This window comes from Pseudomonas sp. PDM24 (assembly GCF_019218905.1).
Lineage (GTDB): Bacteria > Pseudomonadota > Gammaproteobacteria > Pseudomonadales > Pseudomonadaceae > Aquipseudomonas.
Genome location: NZ_JAHUWR010000005.1, coordinates 179,224 through 202,759, shown reverse-complemented (window position 1 = coordinate 202,759; position 23,536 = coordinate 179,224). Strand labels below are relative to the sequence as shown.

Below are 23,536 nucleotides of genomic sequence, written 5' to 3'. Positions count from 1 at the left end.
CCCCCTCGCCACAAAAAGCTCCCCAGGGAATTTCTCTGATGACTACCTGCCCAATCCGCTAGTCTTGCTCAATCCTGGAAGGAGCTGCTCCATGTTCGAATCTGCCGAAATCGGTCATACCATCGACAAAGAAACCTATGACGCCGAAGTGCCGGCCCTGCGTGAAGCTTTGCTCGAAGCGCAGTTCGAACTTCGGCAACAACACCGTTTTCCAGTGATCATTTTGATCAACGGCATTGAAGGGGCCGGCAAGGGCGAGACGGTCAAGTTGCTCAACGAGTGGATGGACCCACGCTCGATCGAGGTCCGCACGTTCGACCAGCAGACCGACGAAGAACTGGCGCGCCCACCCGCCTGGCGCTACTGGCGGATGTTCCCGGCCAAGGGACGCATGGGGATTTTCTTCGGCAACTGGTACAGCCAGATGCTACAGGGACGGGTTCATGGTTTGTTCAAGGATCCGCGACTCGATCAAAGCATCAACGGGGCCGAGCGGTTGGAGAAAATGCTCTGCGACGAAGGCGCGCTGATCTTCAAGTTCTGGTTTCACCTCTCCAAAAAACAAATGAAAGCGCGGCTCAAGGCGTTGGCCGATGACCCGCTGCATAGCTGGCGAATCAGCCCGCTGGACTGGCAGCAATCCGCGACCTACGACAAATTCGTCAAGTACGGCGAACGGGTATTGCGCCGCACCAGTCGCGACTATGCGCCGTGGCATGTGATCGCCGGCGTGGACGCGCATTACCGGAGCCTGGCGGTTGGCAAGATCTTGCTCGATGGCCTGCAAAACGCGCTGAAACGACCCAGGATTCACCCGGACAAAGTCAGTGCCGCGCCCTTGTCCCCCAGCGTCGATCAGGTGAATTTGCTCGATAGCCTGGACATGACCCTGAGTCTGGACAAGGACGATTACGAAGAACAACTGATTACCGAGCAGGCACGGTTTTCCGGGTTGATGCGCGACAAGCGCATGCGTCGTCACGCGTTGATTGCATTGTTCGAAGGCAATGACGCGGCAGGCAAGGGCGGGGCAATTCGTCGGGTGGCCGCAGCGCTCGACCCACGCCAGTACGACATCGTGCCGATCGCCGCGCCTACCGAGGAAGAACGGGCCCAGCCGTATCTCTGGCGGTTCTGGCGGCATATCCCGGCCCGGGGAAAATTCACTGTGTTCGACCGTTCCTGGTATGGCCGGGTGCTGGTGGAGCGCATCGAAGGCTTTTGCAGCAAGGCCGACTGGATGCGCGCCTATGGCGAGATCAACGACTTCGAAGAGCAGATCGCCGATGCCGGGGTGATCGTGGTCAAGTTCTGGCTGGCCATCGACAAACAGACTCAGATGGAGCGTTTCCAGGAGCGCGAAGAGATCCCCTTCAAGCGCTTCAAGATCACTGAAGATGACTGGCGCAATCGCGACAAATGGGACGATTACCGTGCCGCTGTTGGCGATATGGTCGATCGCACCAGCACCGAGATATCACCGTGGACCTTGGTGGAAGCCAATGACAAGCGCTGGGCGCGGGTCAAGGTCTTGCGCACCATTAACCAGGCACTGGAAGAGGCCTTCGAAAAGTCCGACAAACGCGAGAAGAAACTGCAAAAGCGCAAGCGCTGAACCGATGGCTACGCATACGCGGGGTGAATGATTGTCGCGGTCAGTCATAGGGTGGACTTATGCTCGGTCCAACTCCTGACTGACAACAACAATGAGGTGTATGCCATGCGTGAAGTGGTGATCGTCGACAGCGTACGGACCGGTCTGGCCAAATCCTTTCGCGGCAAGTTCAACATGACCCGCCCGGACGACATGGCGGCCCACTGTGTCAATGCGCTACTCACGCGCAATGACGTCGACCCGGCCAGCGTCGAGGATTGCATCGTCGGCGCCGGCTCCAACGAAGGCGCCCAGGGCTTCAACATCGGCCGCAACGTCGCGGTGCTATCGCACCTGGGCATCGGCACCGGTGGCATGACCCTTAACCGCTTCTGTTCATCGGGCTTGCAGGCCATCGCCATTGCCGCCAATCAGATCGCTTCGGGTTGCAGCGACATCATCGTCGCCGGTGGCGTCGAGTCGATCAGCCTGACCATGAAAAGCGTCAACACCGACAACCTGATCAACCCGCTGCTGAAGGAGCAGGTACCGGGCATCTATTTCCCCATGGGCCAGACCGCCGAAATCGTCGCGCGTCGTTACGACGTCAGTCGCCAGGACCAGGATGTGTACGCCCTGCAAAGCCAGCAACGTACCGCCCTGGCGCAGGCCGCCGGGTTGTTCAACGATGAAATCGTGCCGATGGCGGTGAAGTATCGCGTTGAAGACAAGGCCACCGGTCAAGTGCAGATTCTCGACGGCATCGTCGATCACGACGACTGCAACCGCCCGGATACCACGCTGCAAAGCCTGGCCGGGTTGAAACCGGTGTTTGCCGAAGACGGCTCGGTGACCGCTGGCAACTCGTCGCAGCTGTCCGACGGCGCTTCGATGACCCTGGTGATGAGCCTGGAAAAAGCCCTGGCGCTGGGGCTCAAGCCCAAAGCCTTCTTCCGCGGTTTTGCCGTGGCCGGGTGTCAGCCAGACGAGATGGGCATCGGCCCGGTGTTCTCGGTGCCGAAGTTGCTCAAGGCCAAGGGATTGCAGGTTGCCGACATTGATCTGTGGGAACTCAACGAAGCGTTCGCCTCGCAATGCCTGTACAGCCGTAATCGGTTGGAAATCGACAACGACAAATACAACGTCAACGGCGGCTCGATTGCCATCGGCCATCCGTTCGGCATGACCGGCTCGCGTCAGGTCGGGCACATCGTGCGTGAATTGCAGCGGCGTAACCTGCGCTACGGCATCGTCACCATGTGCGTGGGGGGCGGGATGGGGGCTACGGGGTTGTTTGAGGCGGTGCGTTAAACCTGGAAGATTTGTTGCCTGATCAACCGCATTCGCGAGCAAGCCCGCTCCCACTGTTGACCGAATTCCAACGTTGGATACGGTTAAATGTGGGAGCGGGCTTGCTCGCGAATGCAGACGCCGCGGTTTACCGGCTCATGCACAAGAACTGCATCCGCTCGATATACGCTTGAATCTCACGCACCGCTGCTTCCCGGTTTTCAAACGGACCCTCCAGCGTGCGTTCCCGCGTGGTGAAGTACAACTCTCCATTCACACGACACAAGCGGTCACAACGAAAGTGGGTGGCGGGGGCATTGTCTTGGGCGCGCATGCCGTACATGGGCGATCTCCTGCGGGTGACGGTTTCAATGAGCTTATGCATGAACCACTTGCCACGCCTGGCGAGCTGATCGACGGCATATCGTCAATTTTATGGTACGACCTGCACAGTTTCATTCGCGGCCCGTTGGCAACTGTCCCTGTGTCGCGCTCCCGTCTGAGCCTAGAATGACCGTTTTCGCCAATCGGCTTCGGGGTCAGCATGCATATTTCATCGGGTCGCTGGGTTTATGGTCTGTGCCTGGCCTTGCTGACCGCGTTGCTGTGGGGAATCCTGCCGATCAAGCTCAAGCAAGTGCTGCTGGTGATGGACCCGGTGACGGTGACCTGGTTTCGCTTGCTGGTGTCCGGCGGTTGTCTGTTCATTTATCTGGCGGCGACCAAACGCCTGCCAAGTCGCAAAGTCCTCGGCCCGCGCGGTGGCTGGCTGGTGTTGATGGCGGTACTCGGACTGGTCGGCAACTACGTGTTGTACCTGATGGGCCTGAACCTGCTCAGCCCCGGCACCGCGCAACTGGTGGTGCAAATGGGCCCGATCATGTTGCTGATCGCCAGTCTGTTCGTGTTCAAGGAACGGTTCAGCGTGGGGCAGGGGATTGGCCTGTTGGTGCTGCTGATCGGCTTTGCGCTGTTTTTCAATCAGCGCTTGAGTGAACTGCTCACCTCCCTGACCGATTACACCGCCGGCGTGTTGATGGTGCTGTTGGCGTCCACGGTCTGGACCTTCTATGCCTTGGGCCAGAAGCAGTTGCTCACGGTGTGGAATTCGTTGCAGGTGATGATGGTGATTTACCTGTTCTGTGCGCTGTTGCTGACCCCATGGGTGCATCCGCTGGAAGCGCTGCAATTGAGTCCGTTGCAAGGCTGGCTGCTGCTGGCGTGCTGTTTGAACACCCTGATTGCTTATGGCGCCTTCGCTGAAGCCCTGGCCCATTGGGAGGCTTCGCGGGTCAGCGCAACGCTGGCAATCACGCCGCTGGTGACCTTTGCTGCTGTGGCTGTGGCCGCGTGGTTATGGCCTGAGTATGTGCAGGCCGAGCAGATCAACGGCCTGGGTTATGGCGGGGCGGTGCTGGTGGTGTTGGGGTCGGCGCTGGTGGCGTTGGGGCCATCGTTGATGGCGGGGCTCAGGGCGCGGCGGGTGCGGATGGCAGTCACGCGGTAGACCGCGTTATCGTTCTTCGCGAGCAAGCCCGCTCCCACATTCGACCGCGTTCCCCTGAGAGAACTCGGTCGCTGTGGGAGCGGGCTTGCCCGCGATGACTGACTGTCAGGCACTGAATCACTTTCAGATTCACCCCTGCTTGCCAGCCTCCAACATATCCTCCGGCCGCACCCACGCATCAAACTCTTCATTGGTCAGATAGCCCAGCTGCAACGCCGCCTCACGCAGGGTCAGACCCTCGCTGTAAGCCTTCTTGGCAATCTCCGCCGACTTGTCGTAGCCGATATGAGGGTTCAGCGCCGTCACCAGCATCAAGCCTTGTTCCAGGTGCTCGGCCATTTTCTCGGCATCCGGTTCCAGCCCGGCGATGCAATGCTGCTGGAAGTTACTGCAGCCATCGCCCAGCAATCGGATCGACTGCAGCAGGTTGTGGATGATCACCGGTTTGAACACGTTCAATTGCAGGTGGCCCTGACTGGCGGCAAAACCGATGGCAACGTCATTGCCCAATACCTGACAGGCCAGCATCGACAGGGCTTCGCACTGAGTCGGGTTGACCTTGCCGGGCATGATCGAACTGCCCGGCTCATTGGCCGGCAGTTTCACTTCGGCCAACCCCGCTCGCGGCCCGGAGCCCAGCAGGCGCAGGTCGTTGGCGATTTTCATCAGGGTCACGGCAAGGGTCTTCAGGGCGCCGGAAAGGGTGACCAGCGGCTCGTGGCCAGCCAGGGCGGCAAATTTATTGGGGGCCGTAACGAACGGCAGGCCGGAGAGGGCGGCCAGTTCAGCAGCGATCGCTTCGCCAAAACCGTGGGGTGAGTTCAATCCGGTGCCGACCGCAGTGCCGCCCTGAGCCAGTTCACAGACCGCCGGCAGCGCGCTTCGGATCGCCCGCTCGGCGTAATCCAGTTGCGCGATGAACGCCGAGAGCTCTTGGCCGAAGGTGATGGGTGTGGCGTCCATCATATGGGTACGACCGGTCTTGACCAGTTTCATGTGCCGCGCGGACAACTCCGCCAACCCGCCCGACAATTCGCTGATCGCCGGCAGCAAATGCTGCTGCACCGCCTGAGCCGTTGCGATGTGCATGGCCGTGGGGAAGCAATCGTTGGAACTCTGAGAACGGTTGACGTGATCGTTGGGATGCACCGGCGTCTTGCCGCCGCGCGGGTTGCCGGCCAGTTCGTTGGCGCGACCGGCGATCACTTCGTTGACGTTCATGTTGCTCTGGGTACCGCTGCCGGTCTGCCAGACCACCAGCGGGAACTGCTCGTCGTGGTCACCGTCGAGCACTTCGTCGGCGGCCTGTTCGATCAGCCGGGCGATGTCGGCGGGCAGGTCGCCATTGCGATCGTTGACGCGCGCCGCGGCTTTCTTGATCAGGGCCAGGGCGTGCAGCACGGCCAGCGGCATGCGCTCGTTGCCGATGGCGAAGTTGATCAGCGAGCGTTGCGTCTGAGCGCCCCAGTAAGCGTCATCCGGGACTTCTACCTGGCCCAGGCTGTCGGTTTCGATACGGCTCATCATGCACACTCCTGTCGGTCTGATAGCGCAGTTTAGGCCGTGATCGCCGGCCGTGGTTCCATCAGTCTGGAATTTGACCGTTCAACCCCTCTAAATCAGGCGCGACAAGGCTTGGGGTTGAGTGACACACTTTTTTAGGTGCAGAATGGACGCCCTTGAGGTTTTGCCTCGCCTGCTAGAAAAGGAAACTCGATGACTCGTCTTCGTGCCATCTGTACCGCGGTTGCACTGGTTTGCGCCAGCGGCCAGGTTTTTGCCGATACCGCCAGCCACAACGCCAGTGCCGAAGCTTTCCTGACCCTGGCGCACGCTGACAAATTGGGCACTCCGGTGTACATGCAAGTGCAGCAAATGTTCGCTCAGCGCTTTGAACAGACCAAAGCCCCTGAATCGAAAAAAGCCCTGCTGGAAACCTATCAAGCCAAGGCCAACGCCGCCCTGGACGCAGCCATTGGCTGGAACAAGCTGAAGCCGGACATGGTCAAGCTTTACACCACCAATTTCAGCGAATCCGAGCTCAAGGATCTGGTTGCGTTCTACCAGTCTCCACTGGGCAAGAAAGTCCTGGAAAAAATGCCGCAGCTGACTCAGCAATCGGCACAGATGACCCAGGCCAAGCTGGAAAGCGCGGTGCCTGTGGTCAACAAACTGCTGGCTGACATGACGGCCGAGCTGGAGCCTAAAGGCGCCGCTCCTGCCAAGAAAAAGCCTTAAGCGGAGTTCGGGATGACCATGCAACAACGCATCGAATCGACGCTCGGGCTGTTACAGCCCGAGCACCTGCAAGTGCTGGATGAAAGCCATATGCACAGCCGTGGGTTGCAGACCCACTTCAAGGCCGTGGTGGTCAGCCAGCAGTTTGAAGGCCTCAATCGCGTCAAGCGTCACCAGAAGGTGTACGGCACGTTGGGCGAACTGATGGGCGAGTTCCATGCGTTGGCGCTGCATACCTACACGCCGCAAGAATGGGCACAGATCGGCGCGGCTCCGGCCTCGCCGACCTGCGCTGGCGGTAGCAAGCATTAAGATCCTGCCACCTGTAGGAGCGAGGCTTGCCCGCGAAGGCGTATTCAAGATCGCTATCGCTGGCAAGCCATGCTCCTACAGGAGCGATTATTTTTGCTAGAATCCGCAACGCGCCGCTTACCCGGCGCGTTTTTTTTCGCATCCGGTTCACCCCTTACGAGGGTAGCCACCTGGAGAATTACCCATGACACAACAGATTGTCGTGGCGGCACTGTATAAGTTCGTCACCCTGGAAGATTACGTCGCCCTGCGCGAGCCGCTGCTGCAAGCGATGGTCGACAACGGCATCAAAGGCACGCTGCTGATCGCCGAAGAAGGCATCAACGGCACCGTGTCCGGCAGCCGCGAAGGCATTGACGGGCTGATGGCCTGGCTCAAGAACGACCCGCGCATGGACGACATCGATCACAAAGAGTCGTACTGCGACGAGCAGCCGTTCTATCGCACCAAAGTCAAACTCAAGAAAGAAATCGTCACCCTGGGCGTTGAAGGCGTGGACCCGAACAAAAAGGTCGGCACCTATGTGGATCCGCAAAACTGGAACGCGCTGATCAGCGATCCCGAAGTGCTGCTGATCGACACCCGCAACGATTACGAAGTCTCGATTGGCACCTTCGAAGGCGCCATCGATCCGAAGACCACCAGTTTTCGCGAATTCCCCGACTACATCAAAGCCAATTTCGACCCGGCCGTGCACAAGAAAGTCGCGATGTTCTGCACCGGCGGCATTCGTTGCGAAAAGGCGTCGAGCTACATGCTCAGCCAGGGTTTCGACGAGGTCTATCACCTCAAGGGTGGCATCCTGAAGTACCTCGAAGAGGTGCCGCAGGAAGAAACCAAATGGCAGGGCGACTGCTTCGTGTTCGATAACCGCGTGACCGTGCGCCACGACCTCAGCGAAGGCGACTACGATCAATGTCATGCCTGTCGTACGCCTGTCAGCGTCGAAGACCGCGCGTCCGAGCACTATGTGGCCGGCATCAGTTGCCCGCATTGCTGGGATAAGCTGAGCGAGAAAACCCGTCGCAGTGCCATCGACCGGCAGAAGCAGATCGAACTGGCCAAGGCGCGCAACCTGCCGCACCCGATTGGTTACAACTACAAGCAAACTCCTTCCGAGGCTTGAGCCATGTCTGTACGTCGCCTGCTCTATGTGATGGACCCGATGTGTTCCTGGTGCTGGGGCTTTGCGCCAGTGGCCAACGCGCTGGTCGAGCAGGCGCAGGCGGCGGGGGTGGACGTGCATCTGGTCGTCGGCGGTTTGCGCACCGGCAGCGGCTCAGCGCTGGAGCCGACCACCCGGCGCTACATCCTTGAACACTGGCAAGCGGTCCACGAGGCCACTGGCCAACCGTTCAAGTTTGAAGGCGCGCTGCCTGACGGGTTCGTCTACGACACCGAGCCTGCCTGTCGGGCGCTGGTGACGGCGCGCAGCCTGGCACCGGATTGCGCGTGGAAACTGCTCGGGTTGATCCAGCATGCCTTCTACGCCGAAGGTCGCGACGTCACTCACGCCAGTGTGTTGGTGGAGCTGGCGGAGCAGGCCGGTTTGCCGCGCATCGAATTCGCCGCCGCCTTTGACCGTGCCGATCAGCACGCAGCCACCGCTGCCGATTTCACCTGGGTCCAGGACCTGGGCATTGCCGGTTTCCCGACCTTGCTGGCAGAGCGTGATGGTCAATTGGCGTTGCTGACCAATGGGTATCAACCTTTGAATGTGTTGTCACCGTTGCTCGGCCGCTGGCTGGAGCGCGCTGCCTGTGCATGACCTGCCCGACAACGTTCCAGCCCCTGCACGTGTCGACCGTCTGAGCTGGGCAGAAATCCGTCGCCTGGCCCTTCACCATAAAAAATCCCTGTGGATCGCCAACGGCGTCGCGGTATTGGCAACGCTGTGCAGCGTGCCGATCCCCTTGCTGTTGCCGTTGCTGGTGGACGAAGTGCTGCTGGGCCACGGCGACGCCGCGCTGAAAATCATGAACCACGCGCTGCCCGACGTCTGGCAGAAAGCCGCGGGTTACATTGGCCTGATGCTGCTGGTGACTCTGGCACTACGCTGTGCGGCGTTGTTGTTCAACGTGGTGCAGGCGAAGTTGTTTGCGGCGCTCGCCAAGGACATCGTGTATCGGATTCGGGTGCGGCTGATCGAGCGACTCAAATGTATCTCGTTGGGGGAATACGAAAGCCTGGGCAGCGGCACGGTGACTACGCACCTGGTCACCGACCTGGACACCGTGGACAAATTCGTCGGCGAAACCCTCAGTCGTTTCCTTGTGGCGATGCTGACGCTGGTGGGCACCGCCTCGATCCTGATGTGGATGCACTGGAAACTCGCGCTGCTGATCCTGCTGTTCAACCCGCTGGTGATCTATGCCACGGTGCAGTTGGGCAAGCGGGTCAAACACCTGAAGAAACTCGAGAACGACAGCACCTCGCGCTTCACCCAGGCCTTGACCGAAACCCTGGATGCCATCCAGGAAGTGCGCGCCGGTAATCGGCAGGGCTTTTTCCTCGGACGGCTGGGCCAGCGAGCGCGTGAAGTGCGCGATTACGCAGTGAGCTCGCAGTGGAAAACCGATGCATCGAACCGTGCCAGCGGTTTGCTGTTCCAGTTCGGCATCGATATTTTTCGCGCCGCGGCCATGCTCACCGTGCTGTTTTCCGACCTGTCCATCGGCCAGATGCTGGCCGTGTTCAGCTACCTGTGGTTCATGATCGGTCCGGTGGAACAACTGCTCAACCTGCAATACGCCTTTTACGCCGCCGGCGGTGCGCTGTCGCGGATCAACGAGTTGCTGGCCCGCGCTGATGAGCCGCAATACAGCGGCAGTGTCGACCCGTTTCAGGGGCGCGACACGGTAGGCATCGAAGTTCAGGGATTGAGTTTCGGCTATGGCGACGAATTGGTGCTGAACCAAATGAACCTGTCGATTGCCCCCGGTGAAAAAGTCGCGATTGTCGGCGCCAGCGGGGGAGGCAAAAGCACCCTGGTGCAGTTGCTGCTGGGCTTGTACACGCCGCTGGCCGGCACCATCCGTTTCGGTGGTTCGACTCAGGAAGAGATCGGCCTGGAAACCGTGCGTGAAAATGTCGCCGTGGTCTTGCAGCATCCGGCACTGTTCAACGACACCGTGCGCGCCAACCTGACCATGGGCCGCGAACGCACCGATGAAGCCTGCTGGCAGGCATTGGAAATTGCTCAGCTGCACAACACTGTACGTGAACTGCCCAATGGTCTGGACAGTATTGTCGGGCGCTCCGGTGTGCGTTTATCCGGCGGGCAGCGTCAACGCCTGGCGATTGCGCGGATGGTGTTGGCCGAACCCAAGGTGGTAATCCTCGACGAGGCCACGTCCGCCTTGGACGCGGCCACCGAATACAACCTGCACCAGGCACTGGCGCGGTTCTTGAGCAACCGCACCACGCTGATCATTGCGCACCGGTTGTCGGCCGTGAAACAGGCCGACCGTGTTCTGGTATTCGACGGTGGCCAGGTTGCCGAGGATGGCGACCATCAGCAGCTGATTGCCGATGGTGGTTTGTACGCCAAGCTTTATGGGCATTTACAGCAGCACTAGATTAATGCCACAAGACGTTCAGGGCATTTTCCCCGGCAAGGATTAGCACATGAAGACGAGCCAGCCCTGAATCGCCGGGACTGTGCTGCTGTTGAGCATGAGCTTCCCCGGCTTGCCTAGAGTGAGAACCCATCCTAGTCTAGCGGTAGCGTTTTCGTCCGGACGACGATCGAGCAGTGTTAAGACAAGGGACCTCATGAAGCCAAAAAGGACTCTCGCAACCCCTCGGTTGTTGGGCATCGTCTGGCCTTTTATCGCCGTCGTGTTATTTCAGGCATTGTTGGGAGGCGGCAGTCTTTACGTTCTTTCGGCGGTTCGCGGTTACGTCGGCGGGGAAAGCCTGTGGTCCAAGGGCCAGAAAGACGCCATCTATTACCTCAATCTCTACGCCGACAGTCGCGACGAAACGATTTTTCTCAAATACCAGAACGCGATTGCGGTGCCTCAGGGTGGCCATGAATTGCGTCTGGCGCTGGACCATCAGCCACCGAATATCGAGGCAGCGCGAATCGCGATCCTCAAGGGCGGCAACCACCCGGACGACGTCTCCAGTCTGATTTGGCTGTACCTCAATTTCCGGAATTTCAGTTACCTGGAAAAAGCCATCGAGCTGTGGACGGTCGGTGACGCGTACCTGGTGCGACTCGATGACGTCGCGCGGGAGATGCATCAGCGTATTGCCGATAGCCAGGTCACCGATGCCGACGTCAAACGCTGGAAAGAGCAGATTTTTGCCATCAATGATGGCGTGACGCCTGCCGCCAAAGCATTCAGCGATGCCTTGGGCGAAGGCTCGCGGGTGATTCTCCGGCTGCTGTTGGTGACGAACCTGGCCACTGCGTTGGGTTTGATTGTGTTGGCGCTGTTGCGTACGCATAAACTGCTCAAGCAGCGCCATGCCTTCGCCGATGCCTTGCAGTTGGAGAAAGACAGGGCGCAGATCACTCTGCAATCGATTGGCGACGGGGTTATCACCACGGACGTCGAGGGCGCGATTGTCTATATGAATCCGGCCGCCGAGGCCTTGACTCACTGGAAGGCCGAACAGGCGGCGGGGTTGCCATTGGCGGCGCTGTTCAATCTGCTGGACGAGAGTGCTCAGGCCGACGGTTTTACCTTGATCGAGCACATTTTGAGCGGTCAGCTCAGCGGTGGCAGCGAGCATTCAAAACTGATCCAGCGTCTGGATGGCAGCACGGTTTCGGTCACTCTGGTCGGCGCGCCGATCCGCAATACGGGCAGGGTCAGTGGCACCGTGCTGGTGCTGCATGACATGACCCAGGAGCGGCAATACATCGCCAATCTGTCCTGGCAGGCGACGCATGATGCTCTGACCGGATTGGCCAACCGCCGCGAGTTCGAATATCGGCTGGAGCAGGCCCTGCATAACCTGACGCGCCAGGCGGGGCGTCACGCCTTGATGTTTCTCGACCTGGATCAATTCAAACTGGTCAATGACACCTGCGGTCATGCGGCGGGCGACGAGTTGTTGCGGCATATCTGTGCGTTGTTGCAATCAGGTTTGCGCGAAGGCGACACCCTGGCCCGGCTAGGGGGTGACGAGTTTGGCGTTCTGTTGGAAAACTGCGCGCCGCAAGCAGCCGAGAAAATCGCCGAAGGTCTGCGCCAGACCGTGCAGAACCTGCATTTTGTCTGGAAAGGCCGGCCGTTTGTGACCACCGTGAGCATCGGTCTGGTGCATGTGGTCCAGAGTCCGGCCACCCTTGAAGCTTCATTGCGTGCCGCTGACATGGCCTGTTATATGGCCAAGGAAAAGGGCCGCAACCGGGTTCAGGTCTATCACGCCGACGACTCGGAGCTGTCCTTGCGGTTTGGCGAAATGGCCTGGGTGCAGCGCCTGCACGTGGCGTTGGAAGAAGACCGCTTCTGCCTGTACGCCCAGGAAATCGCGCCTCTTGGCCCTGGTGAGCATGGCGGCGGGCATATCGAAATACTGCTGCGCCTGCATGACGAAGCGGGACGCATGATTCTGCCGGACAGTTTCATTCCGGCCGCTGAGCGTTACGGTTTGATGACATCGATTGATCGTTGGGTGGTGGAGAACGTTTTCAAAGTCATTGCCCAGTGCGTCGCCGAAGAGCGCGAAGGGCCGTTGGCCATGTGTGCGATAAATCTGTCAGGTATTACTATCGGAGATGAGGCATTTCTGGACTTCCTTCGTGAACAGTTTGTTGCATATTCAATTCCACCTGAAATGATTTGTTTTGAAATTACAGAAACCAGCGCGATTGCAAATCTGGCTAGCGCAACTAAATTTATCAATGAACTCAAAGGTTTAGGTTGTCATTTTTCGCTAGATGACTTTTGTGCCGGTATGTCCTCATTCGCTTACTTGAAACATTTACCTGTAGACTTCCTGAAGATCGACGGGAGTTTCGTAAAGGATATGCTGGACGACCCGATTAACCGCGCCATGGTCGAAGTGATCAATCACATCGGTCATGTCATGGGTAAGCGCACGATTGCAGAGTTCGTTGAAACACCTCAGATCGAGCAGGCATTGCTGGAGATCGGAGTGGATTACGCTCAAGGGTATGTGATTGAACGCCCGCATCTGTTTACCTGGGATAGTTTGCAAAGTCGTCCTGCCAGGCCCCGATCCTTGTTGTTCAAGGCGCCGGGCACGTTCCGTTGAAATCTCTTGTTGATCTTAAAATCACAATCAAAAGGAGCGCGACAGTGATCGAGACATTCAACAGAACCGGACCACTCATGGAAGCTGCAAGTTATCCCGCCTGGGCTCAGCAACTGATCCAGGATTGCAGCGAGAGCAAGCGCCGGGTTGTCGAACACGAACTGTATCAACGCATGCGAGATAACAAACTCAGTGCAAAAACCATGCGTCAGTACCTTATTGGTGGCTGGCCGGTGGTCGAACAGTTCGCTTTGTACATGGCACAGAACCTGACCAAGACCCGTTTTGCGCGTCACCCTGGCGAAGACATGGCGCGTCGCTGGTTGATGCGCAACATTCGCGTCGAATTGAACCATGCCGACTACTGGGTGCACTGGAGCCGTGCCCACGGTATCAGCCTGGAAGATCTGCAAGCGCAACACGTGGCACCAGAGCTTCACGCCTTGAGCCATTGGTGCTGGCACACCAGTTCGTCGGACTCGCTGATCGTGGCCATCGCCGCCACCAATTACGCCATCGAAGGGGCGACGGGGGAGTGGTCGGCCCTGGTTTGCTCCAATGGCGTCTATGCGGCCTCGTTCCCCGAGGAAGATCGCAAGCGGGCCATGAAGTGGTTGAAGATGCATGCCCAGTACGACGATGCCCATCCATGGGAAGCGTTGGAAATCATCTGCACCTTGGCGGGCATGAACCCGAGCAAAGCGCTGCAAGTGGAATTGCGCCAGGCGGTCTGCAAAAGTTACGACTACATGTATCTGTTCCTGGAGCGTTGCATGCAGTTGGAATTGGCAGTGAAAACCCCGGTAGCCCGTGAGCGGATGGAGCTGGCCGAAAGCTGATCCTCTGAAAGCAACACAAACCAAATGTGGGAGCGGGCTTGCTCGCGAAGAGGGCCTAACATTCAACAGAGATGCTGAATGTAAGACCGCTTTCGCGAGCAAGCCCGCTCCCACATGGGTTATACAGCGGTGCTGAAATATCAGCCTGCCATTGCCAACCGGTTACGCCCCTCACGCTTGGCCACATACAACGCACTGTCGGCCCGTCGCAACAAACTTTCGGCAGACTCGCCGGGAAGCAGCGTCGAGCAACCGATGCTGACCGTCAGTTCGATCATCTTGCCCTCGGCCACATAGTCCTGAGCCTGCGCCGCAAACCGCAGTCGTTCACCAACCATGGCTGCTGCTTCCCGACTGGTGTTGGAAAGCAGAATCAGGAATTCTTCGCCACCAAAGCGGAACACCATGTCGACGTTGCGCAACTGGTTTTTGATCGAGGCTGCGACGGCCTTTAGCACTTCATCGCCGGCGCTGTGCCCGTAGGTGTCGTTGATCTGTTTGAAATGATCGATGTCCAGCATCAACAGCGACAGGGGCTGCGAGTGTCGCCGCGACATCTCGATTTCCCGTTCCAGCGTCTGATCCATGGCGATGCGGTTGCCGGTATCGGTCAGCGGATCACGCAATGCACTTTGAGTCGCCGCTCGGTAAAGCAGGGCGTTTCGCATGGGGAAGAGCAGGGTCGACAACAGTGACTCCAGGTTGCCCTGTTCCTGTTCGCTGAAACGCTGATTGCGACGGAACACCAGCTCACCCAATTGCTCGCCTTCATGGCTGAGGCTGTAGCTGATTGAATGATGACCTCGCGCGCCGAATTGCAGGCGCAAGTCGCTGGGCTGATGTTCGTAACTCAAGGCATCCAGCGGCACCAGGCGCTGAATTTCACGGAAGAAAAGTCCGAGAATGCGTTGCGGCTCAAGACTGGTTTGCAGTTGCAGGCCCAGCGTTTGACGCAACTGCGCAAGACTGTCGGGCCGCTCCAGGAGGGGAGGCTGCTGACCAAAGCCCAGGCGATGCAATTTGGCACTGTCGAAGTCAATTGCGTTGGTCTGGGAAGGTGATTTCATATGGCGTGAGCCCCTAAGCAGTAAGGCTGTCTTACAGGCTGGGTGAGAGCGGCTTTGGGCTGCGCGTCATACTGGTCCATCAGTCCCGTAGGACATTTGGCACGAGTTTAGTCCGCTTTGCCGAAGATTAGTAACCTCTCGGCTCAAGCTCCGCCTCGTCTGCTTTCACACGGCGTGTCTGAACAAAATTAGAGCGAAAGTCGTGCCATTCGGTTCAGTCGAATAAAAAGCTTTAAAAATCAAAATGCTGGAAGGTCATGCGGAGGGAGTTGCGCAGCGTGATGACATTTATTTGACTTGTAGCAGGGGTAGTTAGCACCGGGTTTGAATGCCGCGGCGGGAAGCCGTCGCGGCAGAAAAGCGACGCACGGGCACTACTGAGCGTTGAATGCCTGGCCATTGATGCCGGTGCTGTCCGGACCCATGAGGTAAAGGTAGACCGGCATGATCTCCTCAGGGGTTGGATTATTCAGCGGGTTTTCACCGGGGTAGGCTTGGGCGCGCATGCTGGTGCGGGTGGCGCCGGGGTTGATGCTGTTGGAGCGCACCGGTGCCACGGTGTCTACTTCGTCGGCCAGGGTTTGCATCAGGCCTTCGGTGGCGAACTTGGAAACGCCGTAAGCGCCCCAGTACGCACGGCCCTTGCGACCGACGCTGCTGGAGGTGAACACCACCGAGGCGTCCTGAGACAGCTTGAGCAGTGGCAGCAGGGTGCTGGTGAGCATGAACATGGCGTTGACGTTGACGTGCATGACGCGCATGAAATTCTCGCCGGACAACTGCTCGATCGGGGTGCGTGGACCGATGATGGATGCGTTGTGCAGCAAGCCGTCGAGGTGGCCGAACTCGGTCTCGATCATGGCTGCCAGTTCATCGTATTGATGAGGCAGTGCGGTTTCCAGATTGAACGGAATCACGGCCGGTTGTGGATGCCCGGCGGCTTCGATTTCGTCATAGATCTGAGTCAGGTTGGCCTCGGTCTTGCCCAGCAACAGCACGGTGGCGCCGTGGGCGGCGTAGGTTTTTGCAGCGGCAGCACCGATGCCACGGCCAGCGCCGGTGACCAGGATGACCCGGTCCTTGAGCAAGTCAGGGCGGGCGGAATAATCAAACATAAAAAACCTCAACACAAAAAAGCGGACCCTGTAGGAGCCAGGCTTGCCGGCGAAGGCGTACTCAAAACCGCCATCGCCGGCAAGCCTGGCTCCTACAAAAGCAACTCAGCAACTGCACAAAGCGTTATCCAACACCTCGAGCAACGCCAGCGGATGATCGATCACTACGTCCGCGCCCCAGTGCTTGGGGTTATCGTCCGGGTGAATATAACCGTAGGTCACCGCACAGGTTTTGGTGCCGGCATCGCGGCCGGACTCGATGTCCCGCAGGTCATCGCCGACAAACAGCACACTGGCCGGGTCCAGGTCGAGCATCTTGCACGCCAGGATCAAAGGTTCCGGATCCGGTTTGCTGTTCTTCACATGATCGGGGCAAATCAGCACCTTCGAACGTTCGGCCAGGCCCAGCTGCTGCATGATCGGCTCGGCGAAACGCACCGGTTTGTTAGTGACCACGCCCCAGATCAGGTTGGCCTTTTCGATTTTCTCCAGCACCTGGGCCATGCCGTCGAACAGATGGCTGTGGACCGCGCAACCCTTGAGGTAGCGGTCGAGGAATTCCTGACGCAGTTCCTCGAACCCCGGCGATTCCGGGTCCATGGAAAAGTTTGCGGCGACCATCGCTTTGGCGCCGCCGGATATTTCATCGCGGATGTGTTGAGTGTTGATTGGCGGCAAACCACGATCAGCGCGCATCGCCTGGCAGATGGCGATGAAATCCGGCGCGGTGTCGAGCAGGGTGCCGTCCATGTCGAAAAGAACTGCTCTGATACGCATCGGCTTACTCCTCGCGCAGGGTCTGGATCATGTAATTGACGTCCACATCGGTCGCCAGTTTGTAATGCTTGGTCAGTGGATTGTAGGTCAGGCCGATGATGTCCTTGACGGTCAGGCCGGCCATGCGGCTCCAGGCGCCAAGCTCGGAGGGGCGGATGAATTTCTTGAAGTCGTGGGTGCCGCGCGGCAGCAACTTCATGATGTATTCGGCGCCGACGATGGCGAACAGATAGGCCTTCGGGTTGCGGTTGATGGTGGAGAAGAACACCTGGCCGCCCGGTTTGACCATCTTGAAACAGGCGCGGATCACCGACGACGGATCCGGCACGTGTTCGAGCATTTCCAGGCAGGTGACCACGTCGAATTGCTCGGGCATTTCTTCAGCCAGGGCTTCGGCGGTGATCTGCCGGTACTCGACGCTCACGCCGGATTCGAGCTGATGCAGTTGAGCGACGGCCAGCGGCGCTTCGCCCATGTCGATGCCCATCACGGTCGCGCCGCGCTGGGCCATGGCTTCGCTGAGGATGCCGCCGCCGCAACCGACGTCGAGGACTTTCTTGCCGGCCAGATGGACGCGCTCGTCGATCCAGTTGACTCGTAGCGGATTGATGTCGTGCAGCGGTTTGAACTCGCTTTCGCGGTCCCACCAGCGATGGGCCAGGGCTTCGAATTTAGCGATTTCGGCGTAGTCGACGTTGCTCATGGTGTCAGTCCTCTAAAACTTGAAAAATCCTGTTGCCCCGGTTTTGGTCCAGGGTGCTTACAATTCGGTGCTTACGATTCGGTATGGCCGCTGATGCGCTGGCCCCAGGCCTTGGCGGTGGCGCACAGCTGCGCCTCATCCAGGCGGGTCAGGCGGCGGTCGTCGAGCAGTTGCTTGCCGGCGACCCAAAGGTGTTTCACGCAGTCGCGGCCAGTGGCATAGATCAGTTGCGAAACCGGGTCGTAGACCGGTTGCTGCGCCAGGCCCGACAGGTCGAACGCGACGATGTCCGCCGCCTTGCCGACTTCCAGCGAACCCGTCTCGGCTTCGATGCCCAGTGCGCGCGCGCCATTGAGCGTGGCCATGCGCAGGGCGCGATGGGCGTCCAGCGCCGTGGCCGAGCCGGCGACGGCCTTGGCCAGCAACGCAGCGGTGCGGGTTTCGCCGAGCAGGTCGAGGTCATTATTGCTGGCCGAGCCATCGGTGCCGACCGCCACGTTGACCCCGGCCCGCCACAAACGCTCGACCGGGCAGAAACCGCTGGCCAGTTTCAGGTTCGACTCCGGGCAATGAATCACATGGGTGTTACTTTCTACCAGCAGCATCAGGTCTTCATCGCTGATCTGGGTCATGTGAACGGCCTGCAGGCGCGGCCCGAGCAGGCCCAGGCGACCGAGGCGGGCCAACGGGCGTTCGCCGCACTGCTCGACCGACTGCTGCACTTCGAAAGCGGTTTCATGGACGTGCATGTGAATCGAGGCGTCCAGTTCTTCGGCGATCACCCGGATTTTTTCCAGGGTTTCGTCGCCCACGGTGTAGGGTGCATGGGGTCCAAAGGTGACTTTGATCCGCTCGTGATGCTTGAGATCACCGAATAATTCGACGCCCTGACGAATGGCTTCATCCGCCGTGGAGGCGCCTGGAATCGGGAAATCGAGGATCGGAATGGCGATCTGGGCGCGAATGCCGCTGTTATGTACGCGTTCGCTGGCGACCTTCGGGAAGAAATACATGTCGGAGAAACAGGTGATGCCGCCTTTGATCTGCTCGGCGATGGCCAAGTCAGTGCCATCGCGTACAAAAGCCTCGTCGACCCACTTGGCTTCGGCCGGCCAGATGTGGTTTTCCAGCCAGCTCATCAAGGGCAGATCGTCGGCCAGGCCGCGGAACAGCGTCATTGCCGCATGCCCGTGAGCATTGATCAGGCCGGGGCTGAGCAACATGTCCGGCAATTCGCGGACTTCGGTTGCGTTAAACTTCAAGGCTGCTGCGCGCGGGCCGATAAATACGATACGACCGCCGCGGATGCCCAGGGCATGCTCTTTAAGGACCACGCCAGCCGGTTCGACAGGTACCAGCCAGGTCGGCAGCAATAACAGGTCGAGCGCAGCGGTGGGGGTCGGCATCGAAAGTCGGTTCCAGTGCTTTTGTAAAGGATGGCGAAGTATACCCGAGCGTCTTCACGGGGGGATCGCTATAATCGACGGCTTTTGTTCATGAGTGCGGGGTAAGTGGATGCGCGATCGACTGTTGGCTGCGGAGAAGGTGAAAGCCATCGATTGGCGTGATGGCGCCCTGTATCTGCTGGATCAGCGTATTTTGCCATTCGAGCAAACCTGGATCGCCTGCACCAGCGCCGCGGGCGTGGCTGAGGCCATTCGCTCAATGGTGGTGCGCGGCGCGCCGGCCATTGGCATCAGTGCGGCGTATGCCATGGTGCTATCAGCTCGCGCCCGAATTGCCGAGGGCGGTGACTGGCAGGCCGCGTGGGAAGAGGATTACGCGTTACTGGCCGATTCCCGTCCAACAGCGGTTAATCTGTTCTGGGCCTTGAGTCGTATGCGCGACCGCCTGGACCGCCTCAAGGACGACGCAGACCCTCTGGCGGCGCTGGAGGCCGAAGCCATCGCCATTCATGAAAGTGATCGCGAAGCCAACCTGACCATGGCTCAGTTGGGCGTGGACTTGATCCGCAAGCATCAGGGCAACGCCCAGGCGATCCTCACGCACTGCAACACCGGCGCACTGGCCACCGGCGGCTTCGGCACGGCACTGGGGGTGATTCGCGGGGCGTTCATCGAAGGCATGGTCGAGCGCGTCTACGCCGACGAAACCCGCCCATGGCTGCAGGGTTCGCGATTGACCGCATGGGAATTGGCCAATGAAGGCATTCCAGTGACCCTCAATGTCGATTCCGCCGCCGCGCACATCATGAAAACCAAGGGTGTGACCTGGGTGATCGTCGGTGCTGACCGCATCACCGCCAATGGTGATGTGGCGAACAAGATCGGCACCTACCAATTGGCGGTCAACGCCATGCACCACGGCGTGCGTTTCATGGTGGTGGCGCCGAGTTCGACCATCGACATGAACCTGGCCAGTGGCGATGAGATTCCCATCGAAGAGCGCGATGGTCGCGAGTTGCTGGAAGTCGGTGGCAAGCGGCTCGGGGCGGATGTCGATGCATTCAACCCGGTGTTCGATGTGACCCCGGCTGACCTGATCGATGTGATCGTCACCGAAAAAGGCATCGTCGAACGGCCGGATACCGCGAAAATGGCGCAGTTGATGTGCCGCAAGCGATTGCATTAAGGCTCTTTGGCGTCTGATAAATTGCCTTCGCGAGCAAGCCCGCTTCCACATTGGATCAGTGTCGGTACAAATTCTGCGACCGACTCGGTCCAATGTGGGAGCGGGCTTGCTCGCGAAGAGGCCCTGACAGTCAACAAATATCGCTGATCAGGCCGCTGATTCTCCATTCAACACGGCTCTAAGCCCCTCTCGTCCCTTTCAAGCCTGTCACCGGTCAACTAACTATGCTCCATGCGCATCTGGGGGATAGGTGCGTGGCGGCTCTTGTGATAACATCCGGCGGTTTCCAGGGTAGCCTGATGTGGCTGCCTTTACTGCGCAGATCCATGGCATAACTCGTTGATTTGTCGTAAGTCGGTGCACGGCACTCAGTCTGCATCGGCGAGCTTCGTTCGTCCCATATGGATGTGACGAAGTTTCACCAGAAAAAGGAATCAGGCTTCTCATGGGCGAACTGGCCAAAGAAATCCTCCCGGTCAATATCGAAGACGAGCTGAAGCAGTCCTACCTCGACTACGCGATGAGCGTGATTGTCGGGCGGGCACTGCCGGATGCGCGCGATGGCTTGAAGCCCGTGCACCGGCGTGTGCTGTTCGCGATGAGCGAGCTGGGCAACGACTTCAACAAGCCGTACAAGAAATCTGCCCGTGTTGTCGGTGACGTGATCGGTAAGTATCACCCTCACGGTGATACCGCGGTGTACGACACCATCGTTCGGATGGCGCAGCCATTCTCGCTGCGTTACCTGCTGGTAGACGGTCAGGGCAACTTCGGTTCGGTGGACGGCGACAACGCCGCGGCCATGCGATACACCGAAGTGCGCATGACCAAGCTGGCGCACGAGCTGCTGGCTGACCTGCACAAAGAAACCGTGGACTGGGTGCCGAACTACGACGGCACCGAAATGATCCCGGCGGTCATGCCGACCCGTATTCCCAACCTGCTGGTCAACGGCTCCAGCGGTATCGCCGTGGGCATGGCGACCAACATCCCGCCGCACAACCTCGGTGAAGTCATCGACGGTTGCCTGGCACTCATCGACAACCCGGAACTGACCGTCGATGAGCTGATGCAATACATCCCCGGTCCGGACTTCCCGACCGCCGCGATCATCAACGGTCGCGCCGGCATCATCGAAGCCTACCGCACCGGTCGCGGGCGCATTTACATGCGTGCCCGCTCGATGATCGAAGACATCGACAAGGTCGGTGGTCGTCAGCAGATCGTCATCACCGAGCTCCCTTACCAGCTGAACAAGGCGCGTTTGATCGAGAAGATCGCCGAGCTGGTCAAAGAGAAGAAGCTCGAAGGCATCACCGAACTGCGCGACGAGTCCGACAAGGACGGTATGCGCGTCGTGATCGAACTGCGTCGCGGTGAAGTGCCTGAGGTGATCCTCAACAACCTCTACGCTCAGACCCAGCTGCAAGCGGTGTTCGGTATCAACATCGTCGCGCTGATCGACGGTCGTCCGCGGATCCTGAACCTCAAGGACCTGCTGGAAGCGTTCGTTCGTCACCGTCGCGAAGTGGTGACCCGTCGTACCGTGTTCGAGCTGCGTAAAGCGCGCGAACGTGGCCACATTCTGGAAGGTCAAGCGGTTGCCCTGTCGAACATCGACCCGGTCATCGCCCTGATCAAGGCCTCGCCAACGCCGTCGGAAGCCAAGGAAGCGCTGATCAGCACGGCCTGGGAATCTTCCGCCGTTGTCGCGATGGTCGAACGTGCCGGTGCCGATTCGTGCCGTCCAGAGACTCTGGACCCGCAATACGGTCTGCGCGACGGCAAGTACTTCCTGTCGCCGGAACAGGCGCAAGCCATTCTGGAACTGCGTCTGCACCGTCTGACCGGTCTGGAGCACGAAAAGCTGCTGGCCGAGTATCAAGAGATCCTCAACCAGATCGGCGAGCTGATCCGTATCCTCAGCAGCGCCACGCGCCTGATGGAAGTGATCCGCGAAGAGCTGGAAGTGATCCGCGCCGAATACGGCGATGTGCGTCGCACCGAGATTCTCGATGCCCGTCTCGACCTGACCCTGGGCGACATGATCCCGGAAGAAGAGCGCGTCGTGACCATTTCCCACGGTGGCTACGCCAAGACCCAGCCATTGGCTGCGTACCAGGCTCAGCGTCGTGGCGGTAAAGGCAAATCGGCCACCGGCGTCAAGGATGAGGACTACATCGCTCACCTGCTGGTCGCCAACAGCCACACCACGCTGCTGCTGTTCTCCAGCAAAGGCAAAGTGTACTGGCTGAAAACCTACGAAATCCCGGAAGCGTCCCGCGCTGCCCGTGGTCGTCCGCTGGTCAACCTGCTGCCGCTGGACAGTGATGAATACATCACCACCATGCTGCCGGTCGAGGAATACACCGAAGGTCACTTCATCTTCATGGCCACTGCCAAAGGCACCGTGAAGAAGACCCCGCTGGAATCCTTCAGCCGTCAACGCAGCGTCGGTCTGATCGCGCTGGAGCTGGACGAAGGTGACGTACTGATCTCTGCCGCCATTACCGATGGCGAGCGTGAAGTCATGCTGTTCTCCGACGGCGGCAAGGTGACTCGCTTCAAGGAAACCGACGTTCGTGCCATGGGCCGTACCGCTCGCGGTGTCCGTGGCATGCGTCTGCCGGAAGGCCAGAAGCTGATTTCCATGCTGATCCCGGAAGAAGGCAGCCAGATCCTCACCGCTTCGGCACGTGGTTTCGGCAAGCGCACTGCGATCACCGAGTTCCCAGAGTACAAGCGTGGCGGTCAGGGCGTTATCGCCATGGTCAGCAACGAGCGTAACGGCCGTCTGGTCGGCGCAGTCCAGGTGCTCGATGGCGAGGAGATCATGCTGATTTCCGACCAGGGTACGTTGGTTCGTACCCGTGTCGACGAAGTCTCCAGCCTGGGCCGTAACACCCAGGGCGTAACCTTGATCAAGCTGGCCAGCGATGAAACGCTGGTGGGCCTGGAGCGGGTTCAAGAGCCGTCGGAAGTCGAAGGCGAAGAGCTGGAAGGCGAAGGGCTTGAAGGTGAAGAGGGTGCAGTGTTCGACGGTGAGGTCGTGATCGACGACGTTGTCGAAGACCAGCAACTCGACGCCGCCGCTGACGAAGAGCCGCAAGAGTAAGCGGGCAAGCAGGGGGCGGATGAAGATTCGCCCCCTTGTTGTTTGTCCGTATGAAAATATCGACACCCATGGAGATCCCTTGTGGGAGCGGGCTTGCTCGCGAAGACGGACTGACATTCAGCATAGATGTCGCCTGTTACACCGCTTTCGCGA

At 59.2% G+C, this 23,536-nt stretch carries 19 protein-coding genes; 12 read left to right on the top strand and 7 right to left on the bottom strand.

Features of this window, described 5'->3' with window-relative positions; translation table 11 throughout:
- Window positions 1-91: 91 nt before the first annotated feature.
- Both pap and KW837_RS17940 read left to right on the top strand, forming a co-directional pair.
- Window positions 92-1,615, top strand: coding sequence for a polyphosphate:AMP phosphotransferase (gene pap, locus KW837_RS17945; protein WP_218397632.1), 1,524 nt, complete (start codon window positions 92-94; stop codon window positions 1,613-1,615).
- A gap of 105 nt (window positions 1,616-1,720) precedes the next feature.
- The gene (locus KW837_RS17940; protein WP_192344028.1) at window positions 1,721-2,905 is read left to right on the top strand and encodes a thiolase family protein; all 1,185 of its coding nucleotides are present in this window, start codon (window positions 1,721-1,723) and stop codon (window positions 2,903-2,905) included.
- 127 nt (window positions 2,906-3,032) lie between these two features.
- Here KW837_RS17940 and KW837_RS17935 read toward each other — a convergent pair whose 3' ends face one another.
- Window positions 3,033-3,227, bottom strand: coding sequence for a DUF6316 family protein (locus KW837_RS17935; RefSeq protein WP_218397630.1), 195 nt, complete (start codon window positions 3,225-3,227; stop codon window positions 3,033-3,035).
- A 201-nt stretch (window positions 3,228-3,428) separates the two neighbouring features.
- Here KW837_RS17935 and KW837_RS17930 point away from each other — a divergent pair, with 201 nt between their 5' ends.
- The gene (locus KW837_RS17930; RefSeq protein WP_218397628.1) at window positions 3,429-4,391 is read left to right on the top strand and encodes a DMT family transporter; all 963 of its coding nucleotides are present in this window, start codon (window positions 3,429-3,431) and stop codon (window positions 4,389-4,391) included.
- Window positions 4,392-4,520: 129 nt separating this feature from the next.
- On the opposite strand, the gene KW837_RS17925 is transcribed toward KW837_RS17930, so the two are convergent.
- Window positions 4,521-5,915 (bottom strand): class II fumarate hydratase, encoded by a 1,395-nt coding sequence (locus KW837_RS17925; protein ID WP_123494535.1) that lies wholly within the window; start codon window positions 5,913-5,915, stop codon window positions 4,521-4,523.
- Window positions 5,916-6,107: 192 nt separating this feature from the next.
- Here KW837_RS17925 and KW837_RS17920 point away from each other — a divergent pair, with 192 nt between their 5' ends.
- From KW837_RS17920 to KW837_RS17890, 7 genes are all read left to right on the top strand, one after another.
- Window positions 6,108-6,629, top strand: a complete 522-nt coding sequence (locus KW837_RS17920) for a DUF2059 domain-containing protein (RefSeq protein WP_008071591.1) — start codon at window positions 6,108-6,110, stop codon at window positions 6,627-6,629.
- 12 nt (window positions 6,630-6,641) lie between these two features.
- On the top strand, window positions 6,642-6,941 hold the full coding sequence (locus tag KW837_RS17915) for a BolA family transcriptional regulator (RefSeq protein WP_192344031.1): 300 nt from the start codon (window positions 6,642-6,644) through the stop codon (window positions 6,939-6,941).
- A gap of 184 nt (window positions 6,942-7,125) precedes the next feature.
- Window positions 7,126-8,067 carry a rhodanese-related sulfurtransferase gene (locus KW837_RS17910; RefSeq protein ID WP_095634957.1) on the top strand — a complete coding sequence of 314 codons (942 nt, stop codon included), beginning with the start codon at window positions 7,126-7,128 and terminating at the stop codon, window positions 8,065-8,067.
- A gap of 39 nt (window positions 8,068-8,106) precedes the next feature.
- Complete coding sequence (locus KW837_RS17905; protein ID WP_185022063.1) at window positions 8,107-8,709, top strand: DsbA family protein; 603 nt, start codon at window positions 8,107-8,109, stop codon at window positions 8,707-8,709.
- Window positions 8,702-10,519 carry an ABC transporter ATP-binding protein gene (locus tag KW837_RS17900; protein WP_218397626.1) on the top strand — a complete coding sequence of 606 codons (1,818 nt, stop codon included), beginning with the start codon at window positions 8,702-8,704 and terminating at the stop codon, window positions 10,517-10,519. The genes KW837_RS17905 and KW837_RS17900 overlap by 8 nt, the downstream gene beginning before the upstream one ends.
- A 196-nt stretch (window positions 10,520-10,715) precedes the next feature.
- On the top strand, window positions 10,716-13,175 hold the full coding sequence (locus KW837_RS17895) for an EAL domain-containing protein (RefSeq protein WP_192344033.1): 2,460 nt from the start codon (window positions 10,716-10,718) through the stop codon (window positions 13,173-13,175).
- Between the two features lie 44 nt (window positions 13,176-13,219).
- On the top strand, window positions 13,220-14,014 hold the full coding sequence (locus KW837_RS17890) for a TenA family transcriptional regulator (protein WP_123494531.1): 795 nt from the start codon (window positions 13,220-13,222) through the stop codon (window positions 14,012-14,014).
- Between the two features lie 140 nt (window positions 14,015-14,154).
- Here KW837_RS17890 and KW837_RS17885 read toward each other — a convergent pair whose 3' ends face one another.
- The 5 genes from KW837_RS17885 to KW837_RS17865 all read right to left on the bottom strand — a co-directional run bounded on the left by KW837_RS17885 (window position 14,155) and on the right by KW837_RS17865 (window position 19,082).
- Window positions 14,155-15,081, bottom strand: a complete 927-nt coding sequence (locus KW837_RS17885) for a GGDEF domain-containing protein (protein WP_218397623.1) — start codon at window positions 15,079-15,081, stop codon at window positions 14,155-14,157.
- Between the two features lie 374 nt (window positions 15,082-15,455).
- A complete protein-coding gene (locus KW837_RS17880; protein ID WP_218397621.1) occupies window positions 15,456-16,196 on the bottom strand; it encodes a YciK family oxidoreductase in 741 nt (246 codons plus the stop codon).
- Window positions 16,197-16,301: 105 nt separating this feature from the next.
- Window positions 16,302-16,973, bottom strand: coding sequence for an N-acetylmuramic acid 6-phosphate phosphatase MupP (gene mupP / locus KW837_RS17875; protein WP_218397619.1), 672 nt, complete (start codon window positions 16,971-16,973; stop codon window positions 16,302-16,304).
- 4 nt (window positions 16,974-16,977) lie between these two features.
- On the bottom strand, window positions 16,978-17,676 hold the full coding sequence (gene ubiG / locus KW837_RS17870) for a bifunctional 2-polyprenyl-6-hydroxyphenol methylase/3-demethylubiquinol 3-O-methyltransferase UbiG (protein ID WP_192344036.1): 699 nt from the start codon (window positions 17,674-17,676) through the stop codon (window positions 16,978-16,980).
- Between the two features lie 71 nt (window positions 17,677-17,747).
- A complete protein-coding gene (locus KW837_RS17865; protein WP_218397617.1) occupies window positions 17,748-19,082 on the bottom strand; it encodes a TRZ/ATZ family hydrolase in 1,335 nt (444 codons plus the stop codon).
- A 109-nt stretch (window positions 19,083-19,191) separates the two neighbouring features.
- On the opposite strand from KW837_RS17865, the gene mtnA reads away from it, so the two are divergent.
- Together mtnA and gyrA are read left to right on the top strand one after the other, a co-directional pair.
- On the top strand, window positions 19,192-20,268 hold the full coding sequence (mtnA, locus tag KW837_RS17860; RefSeq protein WP_218397615.1) for an S-methyl-5-thioribose-1-phosphate isomerase: 1,077 nt from the start codon (window positions 19,192-19,194) through the stop codon (window positions 20,266-20,268).
- A 445-nt stretch (window positions 20,269-20,713) separates the two neighbouring features.
- Window positions 20,714-23,383: a DNA gyrase subunit A gene (gene gyrA, locus KW837_RS17855; protein ID WP_123494525.1), complete on the top strand. Its 2,670-nt coding sequence runs from the start codon at window positions 20,714-20,716 to the stop codon at window positions 23,381-23,383.
- The last annotated feature ends 153 nt before the right edge of the window (window positions 23,384-23,536 follow it).